The sequence below is a fragment of the Pseudomonas sp. ICMP 561 genome, from assembly GCF_002699985.1.
Taxonomy (GTDB): Bacteria; Pseudomonadota; Gammaproteobacteria; order Pseudomonadales; family Pseudomonadaceae; genus Aquipseudomonas; species Aquipseudomonas quasicaspiana.
In genome coordinates, this window is the sequence record NZ_LKBT01000015.1 from 70,864 (window position 1) to 90,549 (window position 19,686).

At 57.7% G+C, this 19,686-nt stretch carries 17 protein-coding genes; 9 read left to right on the forward strand and 8 right to left on the reverse strand.

Going from position 1 to position 19,686, the window contains the following annotated elements:
• The first annotated feature begins 258 nt into the window (after window positions 1–258).
• The 8 genes from AO242_RS14015 (at window position 259) to AO242_RS14050 (ending at window position 8,161) form a co-directional block, all read left to right on the forward strand.
• Window positions 259–1,506 carry an SfnB family sulfur acquisition oxidoreductase gene (locus AO242_RS14015; protein WP_099269180.1) on the forward strand — a complete coding sequence of 416 codons (1,248 nt, stop codon included), beginning with the start codon at window positions 259–261 and terminating at the stop codon, window positions 1,504–1,506.
• A 24-nt stretch (window positions 1,507–1,530) separates the two neighbouring features.
• Complete coding sequence (locus AO242_RS14020) at window positions 1,531–2,736, forward strand: SfnB family sulfur acquisition oxidoreductase (protein WP_099269181.1); 1,206 nt, start codon at window positions 1,531–1,533, stop codon at window positions 2,734–2,736.
• Window positions 2,736–4,094 (forward strand): LLM class flavin-dependent oxidoreductase, encoded by a 1,359-nt coding sequence (locus AO242_RS14025; protein ID WP_099269182.1) that lies wholly within the window; start codon window positions 2,736–2,738, stop codon window positions 4,092–4,094. Before AO242_RS14020 ends, AO242_RS14025 begins: the two co-directional genes overlap by 1 nt.
• Before the next feature lie 139 nt (window positions 4,095–4,233).
• Window positions 4,234–5,022 (forward strand): MetQ/NlpA family ABC transporter substrate-binding protein, encoded by a 789-nt coding sequence (locus tag AO242_RS14030; RefSeq protein ID WP_099269183.1) that lies wholly within the window; start codon window positions 4,234–4,236, stop codon window positions 5,020–5,022.
• 1 nt (window position 5,023) lies between these two features.
• The gene (locus tag AO242_RS14035; protein WP_099269184.1) at window positions 5,024–6,154 is read left to right on the forward strand and encodes a methionine ABC transporter ATP-binding protein; all 1,131 of its coding nucleotides are present in this window, start codon (window positions 5,024–5,026) and stop codon (window positions 6,152–6,154) included.
• Window positions 6,144–6,788, forward strand: coding sequence for a methionine ABC transporter permease (locus AO242_RS14040; protein ID WP_027899910.1), 645 nt, complete (start codon window positions 6,144–6,146; stop codon window positions 6,786–6,788). The genes AO242_RS14035 and AO242_RS14040 overlap by 11 nt, the downstream gene beginning before the upstream one ends.
• A gap of 41 nt (window positions 6,789–6,829) precedes the next feature.
• Window positions 6,830–7,456, forward strand: a complete 627-nt coding sequence (locus tag AO242_RS14045) for a class I SAM-dependent DNA methyltransferase (protein ID WP_099269185.1) — start codon at window positions 6,830–6,832, stop codon at window positions 7,454–7,456.
• A gap of 207 nt (window positions 7,457–7,663) precedes the next feature.
• Complete coding sequence (locus tag AO242_RS14050; protein WP_099269186.1) at window positions 7,664–8,161, forward strand: carbohydrate binding domain-containing protein; 498 nt, start codon at window positions 7,664–7,666, stop codon at window positions 8,159–8,161.
• A 171-nt stretch (window positions 8,162–8,332) separates the two neighbouring features.
• Here AO242_RS14050 and AO242_RS14055 read toward each other — a convergent pair whose 3' ends face one another.
• The 5 genes from AO242_RS14055 to AO242_RS14080 form a co-directional block, all read right to left on the reverse strand.
• Complete coding sequence (locus tag AO242_RS14055) at window positions 8,333–8,791, reverse strand: REP-associated tyrosine transposase (RefSeq protein ID WP_099269187.1); 459 nt, start codon at window positions 8,789–8,791, stop codon at window positions 8,333–8,335.
• Window positions 8,792–9,011: 220 nt separating this feature from the next.
• The gene (locus AO242_RS14060; RefSeq protein WP_099269188.1) at window positions 9,012–12,113 is read right to left on the reverse strand and encodes an efflux RND transporter permease subunit; all 3,102 of its coding nucleotides are present in this window, start codon (window positions 12,111–12,113) and stop codon (window positions 9,012–9,014) included.
• On the reverse strand, window positions 12,110–13,177 hold the full coding sequence (locus tag AO242_RS14065; protein WP_099269189.1) for an efflux RND transporter periplasmic adaptor subunit: 1,068 nt from the start codon (window positions 13,175–13,177) through the stop codon (window positions 12,110–12,112). The genes AO242_RS14060 and AO242_RS14065 overlap by 4 nt, the downstream gene beginning before the upstream one ends.
• The gene (locus AO242_RS14070) at window positions 13,174–14,292 is read right to left on the reverse strand and encodes an efflux RND transporter periplasmic adaptor subunit (protein WP_099269190.1); all 1,119 of its coding nucleotides are present in this window, start codon (window positions 14,290–14,292) and stop codon (window positions 13,174–13,176) included. Before AO242_RS14070 ends, AO242_RS14065 begins: the two co-directional genes overlap by 4 nt.
• Window positions 14,293–14,646: 354 nt before the next feature.
• Window positions 14,647–14,859: a DUF6124 family protein gene (locus AO242_RS14080; RefSeq protein WP_095092925.1), complete on the reverse strand. Its 213-nt coding sequence runs from the start codon at window positions 14,857–14,859 to the stop codon at window positions 14,647–14,649.
• Between the two features lie 679 nt (window positions 14,860–15,538).
• Between AO242_RS14080 and AO242_RS14085 the strand changes: the two genes are divergently transcribed.
• Window positions 15,539–16,699: an AAA family ATPase gene (locus tag AO242_RS14085; protein WP_099269191.1), complete on the forward strand. Its 1,161-nt coding sequence runs from the start codon at window positions 15,539–15,541 to the stop codon at window positions 16,697–16,699.
• Between the two features lie 249 nt (window positions 16,700–16,948).
• Here AO242_RS14085 and AO242_RS14090 read toward each other — a convergent pair whose 3' ends face one another.
• The 3 genes from AO242_RS14090 to AO242_RS14105 form a co-directional block, all read right to left on the reverse strand.
• Window positions 16,949–17,161 carry a DUF6124 family protein gene (locus AO242_RS14090; RefSeq protein ID WP_099269192.1) on the reverse strand — a complete coding sequence of 71 codons (213 nt, stop codon included), beginning with the start codon at window positions 17,159–17,161 and terminating at the stop codon, window positions 16,949–16,951.
• A gap of 460 nt (window positions 17,162–17,621) precedes the next feature.
• Window positions 17,622–18,629, reverse strand: coding sequence for an ABC transporter substrate-binding protein (locus tag AO242_RS14095; protein ID WP_099269193.1), 1,008 nt, complete (start codon window positions 18,627–18,629; stop codon window positions 17,622–17,624).
• Between the two features lie 133 nt (window positions 18,630–18,762).
• Window positions 18,763–19,617, reverse strand: a complete 855-nt coding sequence (locus tag AO242_RS14105) for an ABC transporter permease (protein WP_099269194.1) — start codon at window positions 19,615–19,617, stop codon at window positions 18,763–18,765.
• Window positions 19,618–19,686: the final 69 nt, after the last annotated feature.

Here is a 19,686-nt window from a genome sequence, read left to right on the forward strand (position 1 = left end):
ATCTGAACGACCTGTCGTCATTAGGGACATACGTTCATGAAAGTCAGTAAACCCATAAAATCATGCATCCTTATTGTGCTGCTTGGCTCATGCCTGACTTACGCACAAACCGTCTGAGAAGGCATGATTTAGTCTTCTATGCTTATTCCAAAAAATTCGTATATTTAATTTTTTAGTCGCCTTAGGGTATATGCACCGGACCACCGGACATCGTGTTTTTTCTTCGCCTTCTTTGGAGGGCGTTTTTGCGAGGTTCGAATGGTCGCTTCAACGTCTCACACCCCCTTGGCTGAGCACGGCTCGGATATCGCGCCGCCATTGCACCCTGCGCGGATATTACAAAATGACGCCCAGGCAATCGAAGCCGCCTATGTATTGGCTGCACAAGCCCGCTTGCAGGCTGCCGAGCGCGATGCTCAGCGCTTGCTCCCCTGGCAGCAGATCGAAGCATTCACCCGCAGCGGCCTGGGCAGTATTTCTATCCCGCGTGCGTATGGCGGGCCGCAAGTCTCGTTCGTGACCATCGCTGAAGTCTTCAAAATTATCTCCGCAGCAGACCCGGCGTTGGGCCAAATCCCACAGAACCAGTTCGGCATCATTCATCTGCTGTTGGGCAGTGCCTACGAGCAGCAGAAAAGAGCCTTGCTCAAAAGCGTGCTGGACGGCTGGCGGATCGGTAATGCCGGGCCTGAGCGCGGCACTAAAAATACCCTGGAGCTGAAGGCTCGTATCACTAATCACAAAGGACGTCTGGTCCTGAACGGCCAGAAGTTCTACTCCACTGGCGCCCTGTTCGCGCATTGGGTCGCCGTCAAAGCATTGAACGACCAAGGTCAGCAAATCATGGCCTTTGTGCCGCGCGGCAGCTCAGGCTTGAGCATCGTCGATGACTGGTCGGGCTTCGGCCAACGCACCACCGCCAGCGGCACGGTCCTGCTGGAAAACGTAGAGGTGCAAAGCGAACTGGTGGTCGAAAACTGGCGCCTGGCACTGACACCCAATATTCAGGGCGCAGTCTCGCAATTGATCCAGGCGGCCATCGACGCAGGCATTGCCCGTGGAGCCATCGACGACACCATCGAGTTTGTGCGCGAGCGTTCGCGCCCTTGGGTTGACGCTCAGGTAGAACGAGCCAGCGATGACCTGTATGTGATCGCCGACATCGGCAAACTCAAGCTGGAACTGCATGCAGCAGAAGCACTGCTGCGCGAAGCGGCGAAAGTCCTGGATGAGGTCAACGCCGGTCCCATCGATGAATTCTCGGCAGCACGCGCATCAATCGCAGTGGCTCGCGCCAAAGTCCTGACCACTGAAGTGTCACTGCTGGCCAGCGAGAAGCTGTTCGAACTGGCTGGCAGCCGCGCCACCCTGGCCGAGTTCAACCTGGACCGGCACTGGCGCAACGCTCGCGTCCACACCCTCCATGATCCCGTGCGCTGGAAATACCACGCCGTCGGCGCATGGCACCTGAACGGCACCCTGCCCGCCCGCCATTCGTGGATTTAAACCAGACCACTGGAGTACAGCGTTATGAGTTTGCAATCCCCACTGCGGGACCGTGCGGCCCTGATCGAAAACGATCAACAGGCCCTGCACATTGCTCAGGAACTGGCCGCCCACTTCAAACGTGAGAGCGCGGCACGTGATCAGGAGCGTCGGCTACCCCATGCTGAACTGGACCTTTTCAGCGCCTCGGGCCTGTGGGGCATCAGCGTGCCCAAGGCATTTGGCGGCGCGGGCGTGTCAAACGTCACGCTGGCAAAAGTCATCCGCCTGATCGCCGAGGCGGATGGGTCTTTGGGGCAGATCCCGCAGAACCATTTCTACGCACTGGAAGTGCTGCGCGTTAACGGCAATGCCGATCAACAGAAGCGTCTGTATGCCGAAGCGTTGGCCGGGTTGCGTTTCGGTAATGCACTCGCAGAGTTAGGCACAAAGACAGCCCACGATCGCGCCACTCGCCTGACTCGAGACGGCGAAGGCTATCGCATCAACGGCCGCAAATTTTACTCCACTGGCGCACTGTATGCGCAACGTATTCCCACTTCAGTGATCGACGAAAATGGCGTCCAGCAGTTGGCATTCGTGCCCGCTGACAGTGAAGGCCTGACCGTCATCGACGATTGGAGCGGCTTCGGTCAGCGCAACACCGGCAGCGGCTCAGTAGTGTTTGAAAACGTCTATGTGGATGCCCGCGATGTCGTGGCATTCCAGAGCGCTTTCGAGCGCCCGACCACCGTTGGGCCATTGGCACAGATTCTTCACGCAGCCATCGACACCGGTATCGCCCGCGCCGCCTTCGAAGAAGCCCTGCATTTCGTTCGTACCCGCACCCGCCCATGGATCGATTCCGGCATCGAAAAAGCCGTGGACGACCCACTGACCCTGAGCAGCTTTGGCAAACTCAGCATTCGCTTATTCGCCGCCGAAGCATTACTGGATCGCGCCGGGGAAATCCTTGATATCGCTCAGGCCGACAGCAATGCCGATAACGTCGCAGCCGCATCGATTGCCGTCGCCGAAGCCCGCGCGATCAGCACTGAAATCTCGCTCGCTGCTGGTAGCACGCTGTTTGAACTGGCGGGCAGCCAGGCAACTCTGGCCGAACATGGCCTGGATCGGCACTGGCGCAACGCGCGCGTCCATACGCTGCACGACCCGGTACGCTGGAAGTTCCACGCCATCGGTAATTACTACCTCAATGACAAGAATCCTCCGCTGCGGGGGACGATTTGATGGCGAAGAAAAAGATCCTGCTCAATGCCTTCAACATGAACTGCATTGGCCACATCAATCATGGTTTGTGGACTCACCCACGGGATAACTCGAGCCAATACAACACACTCGAATACTGGACCGAACTGGCACAGCTGCTGGAGCGCGGCCTTTTCGACGGCCTGTTCATCGCCGATATCGTCGGCGTGTATGACGTCTATCAGAACTCGGTGGATGTGACGCTCAAAGAGTCCATCCAGTTGCCGGTCAATGATCCGCTGCTGCTGGTATCAGCCATGGCCGCAGTCACCAAAAACCTCGGCTTCGGCCTGACCGCCAACCTGACCTACGAAGCGCCTTATCTGTTCGCCCGACGCATGTCGACGCTGGATCATCTGAGTCGTGGTCGGGTGGGCTGGAACATCGTCACCGGTTATCTGGACAGCGCTGCGCGGGCCATGGGCCTGACCGAGCAAGTCGAGCATGACCGTCGATACGATCAGGCCGATGAATACCTGCAAGTGCTCTACAAACTCTGGGAAGGCAGCTGGGAAGACGACGCGGTCATCAACGACCGCGAGCAGCGGGTTTACGCCCAGCCGGACAAAGTGCACAAGGTTCACCACAAGGGCGAGTTCTATCAGGTCGAGGGGTATCACCTGTGTGAACCCTCTGCTCAACGTACGCCGGTCCTGTTTCAGGCAGGCAGTTCGGAGCGCGGCCTGCAGTTTGCCGGGCAACATGCTGAGTGCGTGTTCATCAGCGGCCAGAACAAGGCCGCGACCCGGGAGCAAGTGGACAAAGTCCGCGGCAGCGCCGTAGCGGCTGGCCGTAATCCTGAAGACATCAAAGTGTTCATGGGCCTGAACGTGATCGTCGGCAAGACCGAAGCCGACGCGCAGGCCAAGCTTGCGGAGTATCGCGAATTCGCTAGCGCCGAAGCCGGTGTCGCGCACTTTGCCGCTTCAACCGGTATCGATTTCTCTCAGTACGAGCTGGATGAGCCCATTCAGTACGTGAAGAGCAACGCCATTCAATCAGCCACCAAAAACCTCAAAAACAACGACTGGACGCGGCAAAAACTGCTCGACCAACACGCCTTGGGCGGACGCTACATCACCCTGGTTGGCTCGCCTGAACACGTCGCGGACGAGCTGGAGTCGTGGATCGCCGAAACCGGCCTGGACGGCTTCAACCTGACCCGCATTGTCACCCCGGAAAGCTACGTGGATTTCATCGATCTGGTGATCCCCGAACTGCAAAAACGCGGCTCATACAAAACCGCTTACGACACCGGCAGCCTGCGCGAGAAGCTGTTTCCAGAGGGCGGCGCGCGATTGCCAGAGCGGCATGTCGGAGCCAGTTACAGATCCCGCTGATGGCGTAGATCCTGTGGGAGCGAGGCTTGCCCGCGATGGCGTGAAAACCCAATCGCAGGCAAGCCTGGCTCCCACAATGGAATGCGATCAAACCAAACAAACAACACAACTACCCCCTGCCACACACCGGACATCCACCATGAAAAAACTCATCAGCACCCTGGCCCTGAGCCTGTTAGCCCTCACCGCCCACGCCGCCGACGCGCCGCTGAAAGTCGGCACCACCGCCGCCTTCGCCATTCCCCTCGAAGCCGCTGTTCAGGAAGCCGCCAAGCAAGGCCTTAAGGTCGAGCTGGTGGAATTCACCGACTGGATTGCACCCAACGTCAGCCTCGCGGCGGGTGATATCGACGTGAACTACTTCCAGCACATTCCATTTCTGACCAATGCCAAAGAAGCCGCCGGGTTTGATCTGGTACCGTACGCGCCGGGGATCATCAACAACGTCGGCCTGTACTCCAAGAAGTACAAAAGCTTCGATGAACTGCCAACCGGCGCCACCGTGGCCATCGCAAACGATCCGATCAACAGCGGTCGCGGTCTGCAACTGCTGGCCAAGGCTGGCTTGATCACCCTCAAGCAAGGCGTGGGTTACAAGGCCACCGAAGAAGACATCGTCGCCAACCCGAAAAAAATAAAGATCATTCAGGTAGAGGCCGTACAACTGGTTCGCGCCTATGACGACGCTGATCTGGTCCAAGGCTACCCAGCGTATATTCGCCTGTCGAAAACCTTCGATGCAGAATCGGCGATTCTCTTTGATGGTCTTGATCACCCGGAATACGTCATCCAGTTCGTGATCAAGCCGCAAAGCAAAGACGATCCACGCCTGGCTAAATTCATCGACATCTATCAGCACTCGCCAGTCGTGCGCGCCACCCTGGACAAGGTCAATGGCAAGCTCTACCAAGCCGGTTGGGAAGGTTGACATGAATGCATCCGTGCAACGCCAACTGCCACTCGAAACCACGGGCGCAGCGCATTCGGCAGCCAAGGCCGAACTGCACGCCGAACTAAATCGCGCGCACGTGCGATTCATCAATCTGGGTAAAACCTATCAGGGTCAGCAAGGCCCCGTCGATGCGCTGCAAAACATCGATCTGGCGATTCAGAAGGGTGAAATCTTCGGCATCATCGGCCGCAGCGGTGCCGGCAAATCCTCGCTGATCCGCACTATTAATCGCCTGGAACAACCCAGCAGCGGGCGGGTGCTGATCGAACAGACTGACATCGGCGAGCTCAACGAAGACAAGCTGGTGGAGCTGCGCCGTCGCATCGGCATGATCTTCCAGCACTTCAACCTGATGTCAGCCAAAACCGTGTGGCAAAACGTCGAGCTGCCCCTCAAGGTGGCAGGCGTACCCAAGGAACATCGCCAGCGCAAAGTCACCGAGCTGCTGGAACTGGTGGGCCTGCAGGACAAGCACAAGGCATACCCGGCGCAATTGTCCGGCGGCCAGAAACAGCGTGTCGGCATTGCCCGCTCACTGGTGCATGACCCAGCTATTCTGCTCTGCGATGAAGCCACTTCAGCGCTGGACCCTGAGACAACTCAATCGATCCTCGGTCTGCTGCGCGAGATCAACCAGCGCCTCGGCCTGACGATCATTTTGATCACCCACGAAATGGCCGTGATCCGCGATATCTGCGACCGCGTTGTGGTCCTTGAGCAGGGCCGCGTTGTCGAGCAAGGCCCGGTTTGGCAAGTGTTCGGCAACCCGCAGCATGAGGTGAGTAAAACCCTGCTAGCACCTCTGCAACACGGCTTGCCGGAAGACTTGCGGGCACGACTTGCTGCCGAACCGCAAACGCCAGACGCCAAAGTCGTGCTGGATCTGCACTTCACCGGTGACAGCGGCGAAGAGCCTGATCTGGCTGCACTGTTTGCGGCCCTGGGTGGCCGCGTCAGTTTGCTACAAGGCGGAGTTGAACGGATTCAGGGACATGCGCTGGGCCACCTGCTGCTGTCGGTGACAGGCTCGCCGCACAGCATCGACACACTGTTGAGCCAGGCGCGCAAACAGGCGCAACACGCGGAGGTACTGGGCTATGTGGTTTGATCGCTTGCTGCAAGGCGCCATCGATACCTTCCTGATGGTCGGCGTCTCGTCGTTCATCGCACTGGTGCTGGGCATTCCGCTGGCAGTCATTCTGGTCACCAGCGGCAAAGGCGGGATTTATGAAGCGCCCGCACTTAATCAGGTACTGGGCGGCTTCGTGAACCTGTTCCGCTCCATTCCGTTTCTGATCCTGATGGTGGCGCTGATTCCGTTCACCCGGATGATCGTCGGCACCACGTATGGCGTCTGGGCTGCCGTGGTGCCTCTGACCATTGCTGCCACGCCATTCTTTGCGCGCATCGCGGAAGTCAGCTTGCGTGAAGTCGATCACGGGCTGATCGAAGCCGCGCAAGCCATGGGCTGCCGCCGCTGGCACATCATCTGGCACGTGCTGCTGCCTGAAGCGCTACCGGGCATTGTCGGTGGTTTCACCATCACGCTGGTGACCATGATCAACTCCTCGGCCATGGCCGGTGCGATTGGCGCGGGCGGGTTGGGGGACATCGCTTACCGTTATGGCTATCAGCGCTTCGATACCCAGATCATGCTGACCGTGATCGTGCTGCTGGTGATTCTGGTCGCCGTCATTCAACTGGGCGGCGATCGTCTGGCCAGAGGTCTGAACAAGCGCTGAGTGAGTTATATTTGGCGCCTCACTGCTCAGACAGACTCGCCATGAAGCTCCAAGCGCAAGACCTCGCACAAATCACCGACCAAACTCTCGGCCACTACAACCAGGTGGCCGAGGACTTCCGCGAAGGCACCCGCGACCACGACGTCAGCCAGAACATTGCCGCACTGCTGCGCCATATTGAAGGCCAGGCACCGTGGCAGATCCTGGATTTCGGCTGCGGGCCAGGGCGCGACTTGAAGACCTTTAGCGCCATGGGTCATGTCCCGGTGGGTCTGGACGGCTCCGAACGCTTCGCTGAAATGGCTCGGGCTGAAACGGGCTGCGAAGTCTGGCAACAAAACTTCCTTGAGCTGGACCTGCCTGCTAAGCGCTTCGATGGCATCTTCGCCAACGCCGTGCTGTTTCACATCCCCAAGCAGGAACTGCTCCGTGTGCTGGGTGAACTTCATGCCACGCTAAAACCGGGCGGAGTGCTGTTCAGCTCTAACCCACGTGGAGACAACCAGGAAGGCTGGAACGGCCCACGGTATGGCTCGTATCACGACCTGGAATCCTGGCGCGAATTGCTCAGCGCAGCGGGGTTTGTCGAGCTCGAACACTACTACCGCCCAGCAGGGTTGCCGAGAGAACAACAGCCTTGGTTGGCGAGTGTTTGGCGTAAGGTTTGATACTAATTAGCCTGGGTCGAAGGATAAGACAGCAGCGTGGCGACCTGCGTCGTGTAAATTTAATCTGCACCGCAACCTTTATTAATAGCAAACAGTGATTTAATAAAAATTAACCATTCCAACAACGTATAACCCCCCCGGGGCAACTTCGGGCGACTCAACTAACCTGACTGACAGTAGTTAATTTAAATCTATCAGGTAACGACCATGACTAACCTCATACAAAACGGAACTTTTCAAAACGCCCAACTGCATCCTTGGACGTTCCGCGGCGAGAACCCCTCATTCAAATTTATCCGTGACACCGATAGCACCACGGGCGGATTCTGCATTGAACTCACGCCCAACAACGGGCGGCCAATATTCCTTGAGCAAGACATACGGATGAACTGGCCAGGCACATTTGAGTTTGAAGCTAAACGTGTGGCGCCGAGTGGGGAAGACGCTGAATTCACCTTGGGCATTTCTTACGGTACTTCAACTGGCGGCGGAGCCGCTATTTATGAACAACGGACTGTTGCCTCGGAGTGGGAGCGTTTTTCACTTAGCGTGACTGAGTCTGATAACCCCATTGTTTCAGGCAGTGTCATGGTAGACGTTTCTGACAGGACCAAGGACGGTAGTAAGCGAGACATGAAGACAACAGGCATTCTCACACCTGTACTTTTCAGAAACTTTGCATTTGAGCAACCTAAAGACAAATGAAACTTTGAATACTCTGCACCTATTTAGTGTGAAGACATCATCGTGGGCTACGGTTTAACGTAAGACTTCAGACCGAGTCGACCTATTCGCGGGCAAGCCCGCTCTAACGCGAATCGCCGCTGTTGGAGCGAGGCTTGCCCGCGAAGGCCGCGCCACGGTTTCCGAGTTTGACTAAATCCAAACAGCATCCCAAAGCGGATAATCCCCAACTCGCCTGACTAACCCGGCCCTTACAGGATTCAAGACGACATAACGAGCGACTGCTTTCAAATCCTCTTCCCGGCGGATCGCCCGATCATAAAACCCTCGCTGCCACACACTTCCAGTGCGCCCCATTGCCTTGTTGACCAGATGATTGCTTCTAGACTTTGTCCGTGCAGCGACCTCGCTCGACGTTCTCTCTCTGAGTTCGATTAACCAGTGGAAATGATCAGGCATCACTACCCATGCAAGTGAGCACACCCAATCTTCCCGCTCAACGGCTGCAAACTGTGTGGCGACAAGCCTTCCAACTTGCCAGTTGGAGAAAAAAGCGGTTCGGTCTTTGGTGACAGAGGTCAGCAGATAAATCTGACCACGCTCGCTGTATCGACCGACTCGGGTTTGACTGGTTTGGTAGCGCATCAGCATTCCATTGCTTTTGAGATTGGAGTTCAAAAGCTAGCCCAAGCTGATTCAGGAGTGCGCTGAATTGCTTGGCGGAATGTGTCCATTCTGAAAAACCGAGTCGTTCTTTTCGCGGGCAAGCCTCGCTCCAACGCAATATGTTGGAGCGAGGCTTGCCCGCGAAGAACTATTACGCGGTGCGACTGGCAAGCTGAATGACTGATCCGGCCTGCCAGCAGTTGAGTCAATGGTTTACAACTGGCTCACCCCCCTCACGATCAGCGTCTTTACGCTGCTCATCACTCGGCTCTTTAATCCGATACCACGCCACATACAGCGCTGGCAAAAACAGCAGCGTCAGCAAGGTCGCGATGATGATGCCGCCGATCATGGCGTAGGCCATCGGGCCCCAGAATACTTCGCGGGCGATGGGGATCATGCCCAGGCTGGCGGCTGCTGCGGTCAGCAGGATTGGGCGACGGCGATGCTGGGTGGCTTCGGCCACGGCATCCCACGGCAAGTATCCATCACGCTCATAGGCATCAATCTGCGTCACCAGAATCACCGAGTTACGGATGATGATCCCGATCAGCGCCAGTATCCCGAGGATCGCCACAAAGCCCATGGGCGTACCGGTCGGGATCAGCGCCAACACCACGCCAATCAAGCCCAAAGGCGCGACGCTGGCGACCAGAAACATCTTCTGCACGCTGTGCAGCTGAATCATCAGGAACGTCGCCATCAGGAAGATCATCAGCGGCACGACGCTGGCAATCGGTCCTTGAGCCTTGCCACTTTCCTCGACGGTACCGCCCGTAGCGACCTTGTAGCCAGCCGGTAAACCGGCAGCAAACTTGTCGATCTCAGGCTTGAGCTGCTTGACCAGATCCGTCGGCTGCATGTCATCCGCTACCGCTGCTTTAACCGTGATAGTCGGCTTGCGGTCACGACGCCATACCAACGGCTGCTCCAGTTCATAACGCACCGTCGCAAACGCCAGCAATGGAATCGACGTGCCGCCCGGCGTCACAATCTGCAGATTCTGCAGGGTTTCCGGCGAGCCACGTTCAGCGTCCTCAGCGCGCCCAACCACATCAATCAGATAAATATCATCGCGCACCTGCGTCACCGGCGAGCCGCTGACGATGCTGTTCATCAGCTTGGCTACGTCTTCAGACGACAAGCCTAACTGACGCGCCTTGTCCTGATTGATGTCGATACGCAGGACTTTACCCGGCTCGTTCCAATCGTAAATCATCTCGCCCACATGCGGATTAGCGTCCAGCAGCGTAGCCAGTTCGATGGCGTGCTGGCGCACCTTGTCGATGTTTTCGCCACTGACCCGATACTGCAACGGACGCCCCACTGGCGGCCCCATTTCCAGTGGCTGAACGAAGCTGCCAATGCCGACAAACTCTTCGCGCAAGCGCTTGTTCAAGCGTTCACTTAACGCAGCGCGCTGCTCAAGACTTTTGCTGACAATCACCAACTGCGCGTAGTACGGATTTTCCAGTTGCTGATCCAACGGCAGGTAAAAGCGCAGAGCGCCCTGGCCGATGTAAGTGCTCCAGCGCTCGATGTCCGGATCATCCTTCAACGTCGCTTCAAAGCGGTCCACAACCTTGCGGGTTTCGTTGATCGACGCGTTTTGCGGCAGGTTCAGGTCGACGAGAATTTCCGGCCGATCTGAAGAGGGGAAGAACTGGTTCTGCACGAACTGCATGGAGAACACCGCGGCCACAAACATCAGGATGGTGAAAATGAGGGTGATCCAGCGATGACGCATCGCCCAGAACATGCTGTTATTGAAGCCGCGGGCAATGCGCCCTTCCTTCTCTTTTTCGTCTTTCTTTTTGATGTTGGCGCTCAGGATATGCACGCCAATGACCGGCGCGAACAACACCGCAACCACCCACGACACCAGCATCGCCACGGCAATCACCGCAAACAGCGTGAAGGTGTATTCCCCCGCCGAGCTGGCATTGAGGCCGATGGGCACGAACCCGGCGACGGTCACCAGCGTACCGGTGAGCATCGGGAAGGCCGTCGAGGTGTAGGCGTAAGTCGCGGCCTGTTCTTTGGTTTCGCCCATTTCCAGGCGCGTGACCATCATCTCCACCGTGATCATCGCGTCGTCCACCAGCAGGCCGAGAGCAATGATCAACGCGCCGAGGGAAATCCGCTGCATGGTGATGCCGCTGTATTCCATGAACACAAAGACCATTGCCAGCACCAGCGGAATTGAGCAAGCGACCACCAATCCAGCACGCACGCCCAGACTGACAAAGCTGACGATCAACACGATCACCACCGCCTCGAACAGCGCGCTGGTGAAGCCGCCGACCGCCTTCTCGACCACTTCGGCCTGATCCGAGACGTTGTGCACGCCAACGCCCAACGGCAGATTGGCCGTGGCGGCGTCCATGCGCTCATGCAGCGCCTTGCCAAATGACTGAATGTTGCCGCCCTTCTTCATCGCAATGGCCAGGCCGATGGCGGGCTTGCCGTTGAAGCGGAACATCGGTTTCGGTGGGTCGACATAGCCGCGCGTGATGTCGGCGATATCACTCAAACGATAGAAGCGATCATTGAGACGCAGGTTGACCTCGGCCAGATCTTTTTCCGACGCAAACTGCCCGGAAGTGCGCACCGAAATTCGCTCCGGCCCGGCTTCGATCACCCCCGCTGGCGTGACCGCGTTTTGCGATTGCAGGCTTTGCACCACCTGGCTTTGATCCAGGCCCAGTGCCGCGAGCTTGCGGGTAGAAAAATTCAGGTACACCACTTCGTCCTGCTGGCCGATCATTTCGACCTTGCCCAGCCCAGGCACTTCGCGGATTTCCGTACGGACTTGCTCGACGTAATCACGCAACTGACGCATGGAAAAACCATCCGCCGTGAATGCGTAAATCGACCCGTAAACATCCCCGAATTCGTCGTTGTAAAACGGCCCTTGAGTGCCTTGCGGGAATTGTGCGCGGATGTCGTCAATCTTCTTGCGCACCTGATACCAGATCTCCGGGATGTCACCGGCAGAGGTGGTGTCGTGCAGGAAAATCATGATCGTGGACTCACCGGGACGCGTGTAGCTTTTCACGTAGTCCAGCGAGTCCAGTTCTTCGAGTTTCTTCTCGATGCGGTCGGTGACTTGCTCAAGGGTTTCATCCACCGTCGCACCCGGCCAGCGGGTTTGTACGACCATGGTTTTGATCGTGAAGGACGGATCCTCCTCACGGCCAAGATTCATGTAGGAAAAGACGCCCATCAACAGCGCAACGAACATCAGGTACCAGACAAAAGACTGATGCTTGATGGCCCATTCGGACAGGTTAAAACTCCCTTTCATCGCGGGCTTTCCTCATCGACTTTAACTTTCTGGCCCGGCTTGAGGCTGTTGACCCCGGCACTCACCACCCACTCGCCGGGTTTGATCCCGTTATTCAATACAAAACTGTCGCCCGTACGGCTGATGACGTTCACAGCGCGAGGATTAACCGTCTGGTTTTGCCGGTCGATGATCCACACCTGCGCTTTGCCATCCACTTCCTGCAGCGCATTGATCGGTAGCTCAGTGCGCGAAGCAATAGCTGAACTCAGGCTGACGCTGATAGCGGTACCCAGCCTGAACGCTTCCGGCGTCTCTTTCAGGGTCAGTCGAGCACGGCGGGTGCGGGTGGTGCGCTCGGCTTGCGGTTCAATCTCGCGCAGCGTCGCGGTGGTATTGATCTGCGGATCAAGCTGGCTGGCGACCTTGAACTCGACACCTTGGGGCAACTGGTCAGCCAGGGATCCGGGCAAATCGATTACCGCTTCTTTGACGTCCGGGCGAGCCAGGGTCACGACCTCTTGCCCGGCGGTGACAACCTGACCGGCTTCAACCTGCCAGCGGGTAACGACGGCAGCGTGATCGGAGCGCAACTCGCTGTACCCCAACTGATCCTGGGCCTGGCTCAGTGCCGCGCGTGCCTGTTCGAGTGATGAGTTGGTGGTTTTCAGATCGGTCTGAGCGATGTCCAGTTGTGCCTGGGCACCCACGCCCCGGTCAAACAACTCCTGTTGGCGACGGGCATTGGCTTGGGCGTTGATCCACTGCGCTTGAATGCGCGCCAGATCACCTTGGCGAGCGCGCACATTATTCTGCTGGTCGGTGGGGTCCAGAGTGGCAAGCAATGCGCCTTGGGCGACTTCACTGCCGACGTCGACACTGCGTTGAGCGATTCGCCCAGCGACCCGGAAACCGAGGGTGCTTTCATAACGCGCTTCAATGTTGCCCGCAAAACGTCCAAGGCTTTCCTCAGAAATCGCCTTCGCTTCGACATGCAGCACGGGGCGCACTGGCTCCGGCGCGTGCTCTTCCTTACTGCACGCGCTCAACAGCGGCAGCAATAACAACCACGACAAACGCTTCATGGCTGCACCTTCGCGGGTTTCTGCTGTTCACTGGCGGCGATTTCCACGTGCATGTCGGGGTGCAACAACTGCCCCCCGGCGACCACCACTTTCTCACCAGACTTCAAGCCATCGGTGATGATGACTTTGGCGGTCAGGTAGCGGCCGACTGTGACGGCGCGCAAATTGGCTTGGCCTTGATCGTCCACTACCCACACTGCCGGCTTGCCCAATTGATCGCCCAACCCCTTGGTCAGCGCAGCCCATGGCAGTTCGACGCTGGCCTTGCCCGGCGTGGTCAACGCCCCGCTGACCACCGAGCCGAGGTCCATGCCAGCGGGTAATTTCTGGAGGCCGATTTTTACTTGTACGGTGCCGGTTTCGGCTGACACGGCAGGGGTCACTTCACGGACTTTGCCGACCGTTTTGATTTGCGGGTTATCGAGCAGCGTCACCACCACGGGTTCATCACCGGATGCCTGGGCGAACAGTGACTCATAGACGTTGAATACCGCGTCACGCTCCCCATCCCGGGCCAGGCTGAAAATCGGCACGGTGGCCTGTACCACTTGCCCGACTTCCGCCTGACGCTCAGTAATCACCCCAGGCGCGTCGGCGACCAACGCGGTGTAACTCAATTGCTCACGGGCACTGGCCAGCTGAGCTTGCGCAGCATTGAGCGCGCTCTGGCTGCTGCGCAATGCGGCCTGTGCGGAATCGTATTCGCTGCGGCTGGTATAGCCCTTGGGCAGCAGTTTTTCCTGTCGCACGAACGCAGCACGGGTCTGCGTCACCCGCGCTTGCTCGGCGGCGACAGCCGCCACGGCGGAATCGACGTTGGTCTGCAAGTCTTTGGGATCAAGTCGCGCCAGCACTTGCCTGGCCGTGACCCGATCACCCACATCCACCATTCGCTGAATGATCTTGCCGCCCACGCGGAATGAAAGCTGAGTCTGCACCCGGGCCTGAACGTCACCGGTCAATGCAACCTGAGCGGCGTAATCGATGCTCGCGACTTCTTGTACATAGACACGTGGCAGGTTGGCGTCAGCAGGTTTTTCCTCGCCGCAGCCAGCCAGAATCGCCAGCGACAATGTCAGGCCAAACAACGCCAATCTTGGGGGGAAAGCGGGCATGCAGACTCCTTATGCGGATGCCGTGCGCGTGCCTCGCTGTAAACAGTGGGTGGCGCCGTGACTATGCGACTCTAAGCGTAGATCAGGGTTCCTTGGGGTGTGTGATTGGTTGTGCATACAAAGCGTCGCTTTGGGCAAACACTTGACCTGTTGGAGCGAGGCTTGCCCGCGAAGAACGATAACTCGGTGTGTCTGGTTTACCGATGCGTCTGATTCGCGGGCAAGCCTCGCTCCAACAGGTCCGGTGTTTGCTGCGCGGCAGCGTAGTAAAAACCCGCACGATTTGTGCGTAGTGGACCGAGGCCACCATAGGCATGGCGGGTATGTTGGTAGTTTTATTGCGCTGCCCTGAAATCAGCGGGGTTCGACGCGTTCCAGTGAACGGTCAAGTTCGGCCTTGGCCATGGCGATCAGGTGGACGACCGAGAAGGCCAGGTCGCGTTTCGGGCCGTTGAGGGTGTCGCCGGTTTCGTAGGCAGTGGCGGCTGCGCAGCGGAGAAGATCGCTGACATGGAGCAGCGATTCTTCGAGGGTTGGCAGCGGTGGATCTGGTGTTAACTTTTTCATCGTTGATTCCTTGTGTTGAAGGAGCCACCGAATGTTCGCTGCTAAACAAATAGAAGGTGGCGGCTTTGTCGCGGGTTAGCAGACCGGTGGAATCAACAAGACCGGCGCACCCGAAGATGCCCCACGCAAAGCCGCCATAACGCGGTACTTGCGCTGTCAATTCACGAAGCAGGCTGCTAAACCCGATCACTGATAAGTCAGTGACGGACGCAGCCTAGTGTCCGAATTTGGCACGCGCAAGGGCTCAGGATTTTCTAGGAAAGTTCGCACAGAAGAAAGGGAAAGGACCGCAGGAAATGGCCTTCAAAGTTGGGTTTTTCGTGAGGTTAAGTTACAGATGTAACCCATGTCCCTTGTGGGAGATTCTATGTTTGCTTGCAATCCCGCAGGACCCGCTTTAGCCGGGAGAGCGGTATTTCTGACGAGGAATATGTAGTAAATGTCCCTACGCCCTCCCGGCTAAAGCGGAGCGCCGCCCGGCCAGTCCTACGGAATGCGCGGTCTATGTGGTGCTTGCCCGCGATGAGGTCGCCGCGGTTTTCAGTCATACCGCGGTATCGGTCCATCGCGGGCAAGTCCAGCTCCCACAGTTATCCAGGCAATTTCGCACAATCGCAGGTCCATCATTCGCCAAGCGATCTGGTTAAACTCCCTTCTTCTCACCGGCAAGGAAGCAGCCATGCTTAAAACTCTCGCGGTCGCTAATTACCGGTCGATCAACAACCTGGTCGTGCCGCTTGAGCGTCTGAATGTCATCACCGGGCCCAATGGCAGCGGTAAGTCCAATCTCTATCGCTCGTTGCGGTTGCTAGGCGAAACAGCTCAGGGTGGGGTCATCAATGCGTTGGCTCGTGAAGGCGGGCTGGAATCAACCTTCTGGGCAGGGCCGGAGAAAATCAGCCGGGCCATGCTTGCGGGCGAGGTCGAGGTACGGGGCGGGCCGCGGCAAAAAGTTAAACGCTTGCGACTCGGTTTTGCTGGTGAGGATTTCAGCTACGCCATTTCATTGGGCCTGCCTGAAAGCACACTGACGGCGTTCGCCCTGGACCCGGAGATCAAGAAGGAATGCATCTGGGCCGGGCCGTTGTATCGACCCGCCAGCCTGTTGGTACAACGCAGCGGCCCGATGATCCGCGCACGCGATGGCCGTGACTGGGACGTGCTGGCACAACACACACCTGCGTTCGACAGCATGTTTGATCAGGTGGGCAGCATGCGCGGTTGTCCGGAAGTACTACAGCTGCGTGAAACCATCCGCGGCTGGCGTTTTTACGATCACTTTCGCACCGACTCCGATGCACCGGCACGCAGGGCGCAACTGGGTACCTTTACGCCTGTTTTGCATCACGATGGACGCGACCTGGCCGCAGCGTTGCAAACCATTCTGGAGATTGGCGACCCGAATGCATTACATGCTGCGATCAACGACGCCTTCCCGGGTGCGAGCCTGAAAATCAATGTCGTGCCTGGCGGGCTTTTCGCCGTGGAGTTTTACCAAGAAGGTTTGTTGCGCCCGCTGTCGGCCGCGGAACTGTCGGACGGCACGCTGCGTTATCTGCTGCTGATCGCCGCCCTGCTCACCCCGCGCCCACCCACCATGATGGTGCTCAACGAACCGGAAACCAGCCTGCACCCTGATTTGTTGCCTGCGCTGGCACGCCTGATTATCAAAGCTTCCAACAATTGTCAGGTGTGGGTCGTATCCCATGCCAGCCGATTGATCGCAGCACTGGAGCAAAGCCCGGAATGCAATGCGATCGAGCTTGAAAAGGTGCTGGGGCAAACCGGGATCGTCGGTCAAGGGGTGCTGGATGCGCCGGCGTGGCATTGGCCGGATTGAGACAGCGGGGCTTGCGGTCTAGACGTGGGAGATAGGCATGACTGATCTCTGTGGCGCTCGTATCGCAAGCAAGCTCGACTGTCACAGAGTGCATGCGTGTCGCGGGATCCGCAGAACTTGTGGGAGCTGGGCTTGGCGGCGATAAGGCTGGACACGGTTGACCTGATAACTGCGGTGCCTGTATCGCGGGCAAGCCCAGCTCCCACAGAGATAGCGTTTCGGCCTCAGGATTGAGTTGTTATGCGGGCTTCAGCGGGGTTCGACGCATTCCAGTGAGCGGTCGAGTTCGGCTTTTGCCATGGCGATCAGGTGGACGACCGAGAAGGCCAGGTCGCGTTTGGGGCCGTTGAGGGTGTCGCCGGTTTCGTAGGCAGTGGCGGCTGCGCAGCGTAGTAGATCGCTGACGTGGAGCAGCGATTCTTCGAGGGTTGGTAGCGGTGGATCCGGTGTTACTTTGATCATCGTGCTCTCCTTACAAGTGAGACCACCGGATAATCGCTGCTAAACGAAAAAAGGGTGGCGGCTTTGTCGCGGGTTAGCAGACCGGTGGAGACACGATTTACCGGCGCACCCGAAGATGCCCCACGCAAAGCCGCCGTAGCGGTACTTGCATATCGTGTAAACCCAGACAGGCTGCTAAACCCGATCACTGATGAGTCAGTGACGGACGCAGCCTAGTGTCCGAATTTGGCACGCGCAAGGGCTCAGGATTTTCTAGGAAAGTTCGCACAGAAGAAAGGGAAAGGACCGCAGGAAATGGCCTTCAAAGTTGGGTTTTTCGTGAGGTGAAGTTACAACTTGACTCTGTTGGAGCGAGCGGGCGGCGATCCGACTTGCCCGCGAAGAACGATTACGCGGTGCGCCTGACCCAACGAGGCGGCCAATTCGCGGGCAAGCCTCGCTCCAACAGAATCGGCGTAGGTTAGCTACCCGCACCACCATGCGCTTCTTCGAAGAAGTAATCCTTCCAGCTCGCCGCCTTGTTTTTCAGCACGCCCAGCTCTTGCAGTTTTTCAGCATAAATAAAGGTGCGCTGCGGGGTGATGGTGAAGTCGATTTCCGGATCGGAAACGATCTTCTCTACAAATGGCAGCGCCAGCTTGGATTGCTCTACGCGGATGTAGGTCTGGGCAGCGGCAGGCTTGTCGGCCTTGATGATCTTCTCGGCTTCAGCCAGTGCGTCATAAAACGCTTTGTAGGTTTTCGGGTTTTCGTCGTGGAATTTCTCGGTGGTGTACAGCACGTTGAAAGTTGCCTGACCACCTAGTACGTCATAAGAACTCAGCACTTTATGCACGTTCTTGTTTTCCAGCGCCTGATACTGGAACGGTGGGCTGGAGAAGTGCGAATTGATTTCCGAGCCGCCCGAGATCAACGCAGAGGTCGCGTCCGGGTGCGGCAGGCTTACCGAGATGTTGTCGAATTTCTTGAAGTTCTCGTTACCGAACTCTTTGGCGGTTTCGATCTGCAAGGTACGCGACTGGAAGCCCACGCCAGCGGCTGGCACGGCGATGCGGTCTTTGTCGGTGAAGTCCTTGAGGGTTTTCACGTTCGGGTTGTTGGTCAGCAGGTAGTTGGGCATTGAGCCCAGCGACGCGATGGCTTTGACGTTCTGTTTGCCCTTGGTGCGGTCCCAGATGGTCAGCATCGGAGGTACGCCTGCGGACACCACATCCAGCGCGCCAGCCAGCAGCGCTTCGTTCATGGCGGTCGCGCCGGAAATGCTGTTCCAGTCGACCTTGATGTCGATGCCCTGCTCTTTACCGTGCTTTTCAATCAGTTTTTGATCACGGACCACGTCCAGAATCAGGTAACCGATCCCGAATTGCTGAGCGATGCTGATCTTGCCTTCGGCCTGTGCGCCGCCGCTGAGCAGGCCGATGGTTGCGGCGAGCGCGATGATGGCTGAGCGCTTGAAAGGAATTGCCATTTGAAACCTCGTGGAAAGTTTGTTGGAGCGAGGCTTGCCCGCGAAGAACGATACCGCGGTGTATCTGATTGACCGCATTGACTAATTCGCGGGCAAGCCTCGCTCCAACGGGAGTTGAGTGTTTTCAGTTAAATCAGCGCTGCATACCCCAGCGCTTGACGGTCAGGCGCTCGACGTTGGCGAACAGCAGGTTTTCCACCAGCAGACCGATCATGATGACGGCAGCCAGGCCAGCAAAAACTTTGTCGGTGTACAGCTCGTTGCGGTTCTGGAAGATGTACCAGCCCAGGCCGCCTTTGCCGGACGATGCGCCGAAGACAAGTTCGGCCGCGATCAGGGTCCGCCAGGCGAACGCCCAGCCGATTTTCAAACCCGCCAGAATCGACGGCAACGCCGCAGGGATCAGGATGTGCCAGACAAAGCGCAAGCCTTTGAGGCCGTAGTTGCGCCCGGCCATGCGCTGGGTTTCCGAAACACCCAAAAAGCCCGCGTAGGTATTGAGCGCCAACGCCCACAACACCGAGTGCACCAGCACAAAAATCAGGCTGTTCTGCCCCAAACCAAACCACAGCAGCGCCAGTGGCAGCAGCGCAATGGCAGGCAATGGGTTGAACATGGCGGTCAAAGTGCCGAGCAGGTCCCGACCCAACTGCGTCGATACCGCCAGCGTGGTCAGGGCGAAGGCCAGGACGATACCAATCAGGTAGCCCTGAATGAGCACGGTCAGGGAAATCCAGACCTTGCTGATCAGTTCGCCAGACAGAATTCCTTCGTAAAAAGCGGCCGCGGTCTGCAGAAAGCTGGGCAGCAGCAGGTCGTTGTTCTGAATACGCGCGGCGACTTCCCAAAGGATGGCCAGCACGATCAGGATCACAGTTTTACGCACCCAGCTCACCTGCCAGATGCGTTGCACCAGCGGGATGTCACGGGCCAGGTCTTCCTGAGTGAAAGGCTCCAGCGTAACTTCGTATTCTTGACGGATGTTCATGGTGTGTTCTCTGAATTCACCATCCCACAGGTAGGAGCTAACTTGTTAGCGAGAGATTCGACCTGTGTC

What these genes read in the sequence shown, in the direction of transcription:
- AO242_RS14015 (WP_099269180.1), top strand. Translation starts at nt 259, where the DNA reads ATGGTCGCTTCAACGTCTCACACCCCCTTGGCTGAGCACGGCTCGGAT.
- AO242_RS14020 (WP_099269181.1), top strand. Translation starts at nt 1,531, where the DNA reads ATGAGTTTGCAATCCCCACTGCGGGACCGTGCGGCCCTGATCGAAAAC.
- AO242_RS14090 (WP_099269192.1), bottom strand. Translation starts at nt 17,161, where the DNA reads ATGATCAAAGTAACACCGGATCCACCGCTACCAACCCTCGAAGAATCG.
- AO242_RS14045 (WP_099269185.1), top strand. Translation starts at nt 6,830, where the DNA reads ATGAAGCTCCAAGCGCAAGACCTCGCACAAATCACCGACCAAACTCTC.
- AO242_RS14095 (WP_099269193.1), bottom strand. Translation starts at nt 18,629, where the DNA reads ATGGCAATTCCTTTCAAGCGCTCAGCCATCATCGCGCTCGCCGCAACC.
- AO242_RS14025 (WP_099269182.1), top strand. Translation starts at nt 2,736, where the DNA reads ATGGCGAAGAAAAAGATCCTGCTCAATGCCTTCAACATGAACTGCATT.
- AO242_RS14070 (WP_099269190.1), bottom strand. Translation starts at nt 14,292, where the DNA reads ATGCCCGCTTTCCCCCCAAGATTGGCGTTGTTTGGCCTGACATTGTCG.
- AO242_RS14040 (WP_027899910.1), top strand. Translation starts at nt 6,144, where the DNA reads ATGTGGTTTGATCGCTTGCTGCAAGGCGCCATCGATACCTTCCTGATG.
- AO242_RS14105 (WP_099269194.1), bottom strand. Translation starts at nt 19,617, where the DNA reads ATGAACATCCGTCAAGAATACGAAGTTACGCTGGAGCCTTTCACTCAG.
- AO242_RS14060 (WP_099269188.1), bottom strand. Translation starts at nt 12,113, where the DNA reads ATGAAAGGGAGTTTTAACCTGTCCGAATGGGCCATCAAGCATCAGTCT.
- AO242_RS14050 (WP_099269186.1), top strand. Translation starts at nt 7,664, where the DNA reads ATGACTAACCTCATACAAAACGGAACTTTTCAAAACGCCCAACTGCAT.
- AO242_RS14085 (WP_099269191.1), top strand. Translation starts at nt 15,539, where the DNA reads ATGCTTAAAACTCTCGCGGTCGCTAATTACCGGTCGATCAACAACCTG.
- AO242_RS14065 (WP_099269189.1), bottom strand. Translation starts at nt 13,177, where the DNA reads ATGAAGCGTTTGTCGTGGTTGTTATTGCTGCCGCTGTTGAGCGCGTGC.
- AO242_RS14035 (WP_099269184.1), top strand. Translation starts at nt 5,024, where the DNA reads ATGAATGCATCCGTGCAACGCCAACTGCCACTCGAAACCACGGGCGCA.
- AO242_RS14055 (WP_099269187.1), bottom strand. Translation starts at nt 8,791, where the DNA reads ATGCTGATGCGCTACCAAACCAGTCAAACCCGAGTCGGTCGATACAGC.
- AO242_RS14080 (WP_095092925.1), bottom strand. Translation starts at nt 14,859, where the DNA reads ATGAAAAAGTTAACACCAGATCCACCGCTGCCAACCCTCGAAGAATCG.
- AO242_RS14030 (WP_099269183.1), top strand. Translation starts at nt 4,234, where the DNA reads ATGAAAAAACTCATCAGCACCCTGGCCCTGAGCCTGTTAGCCCTCACC.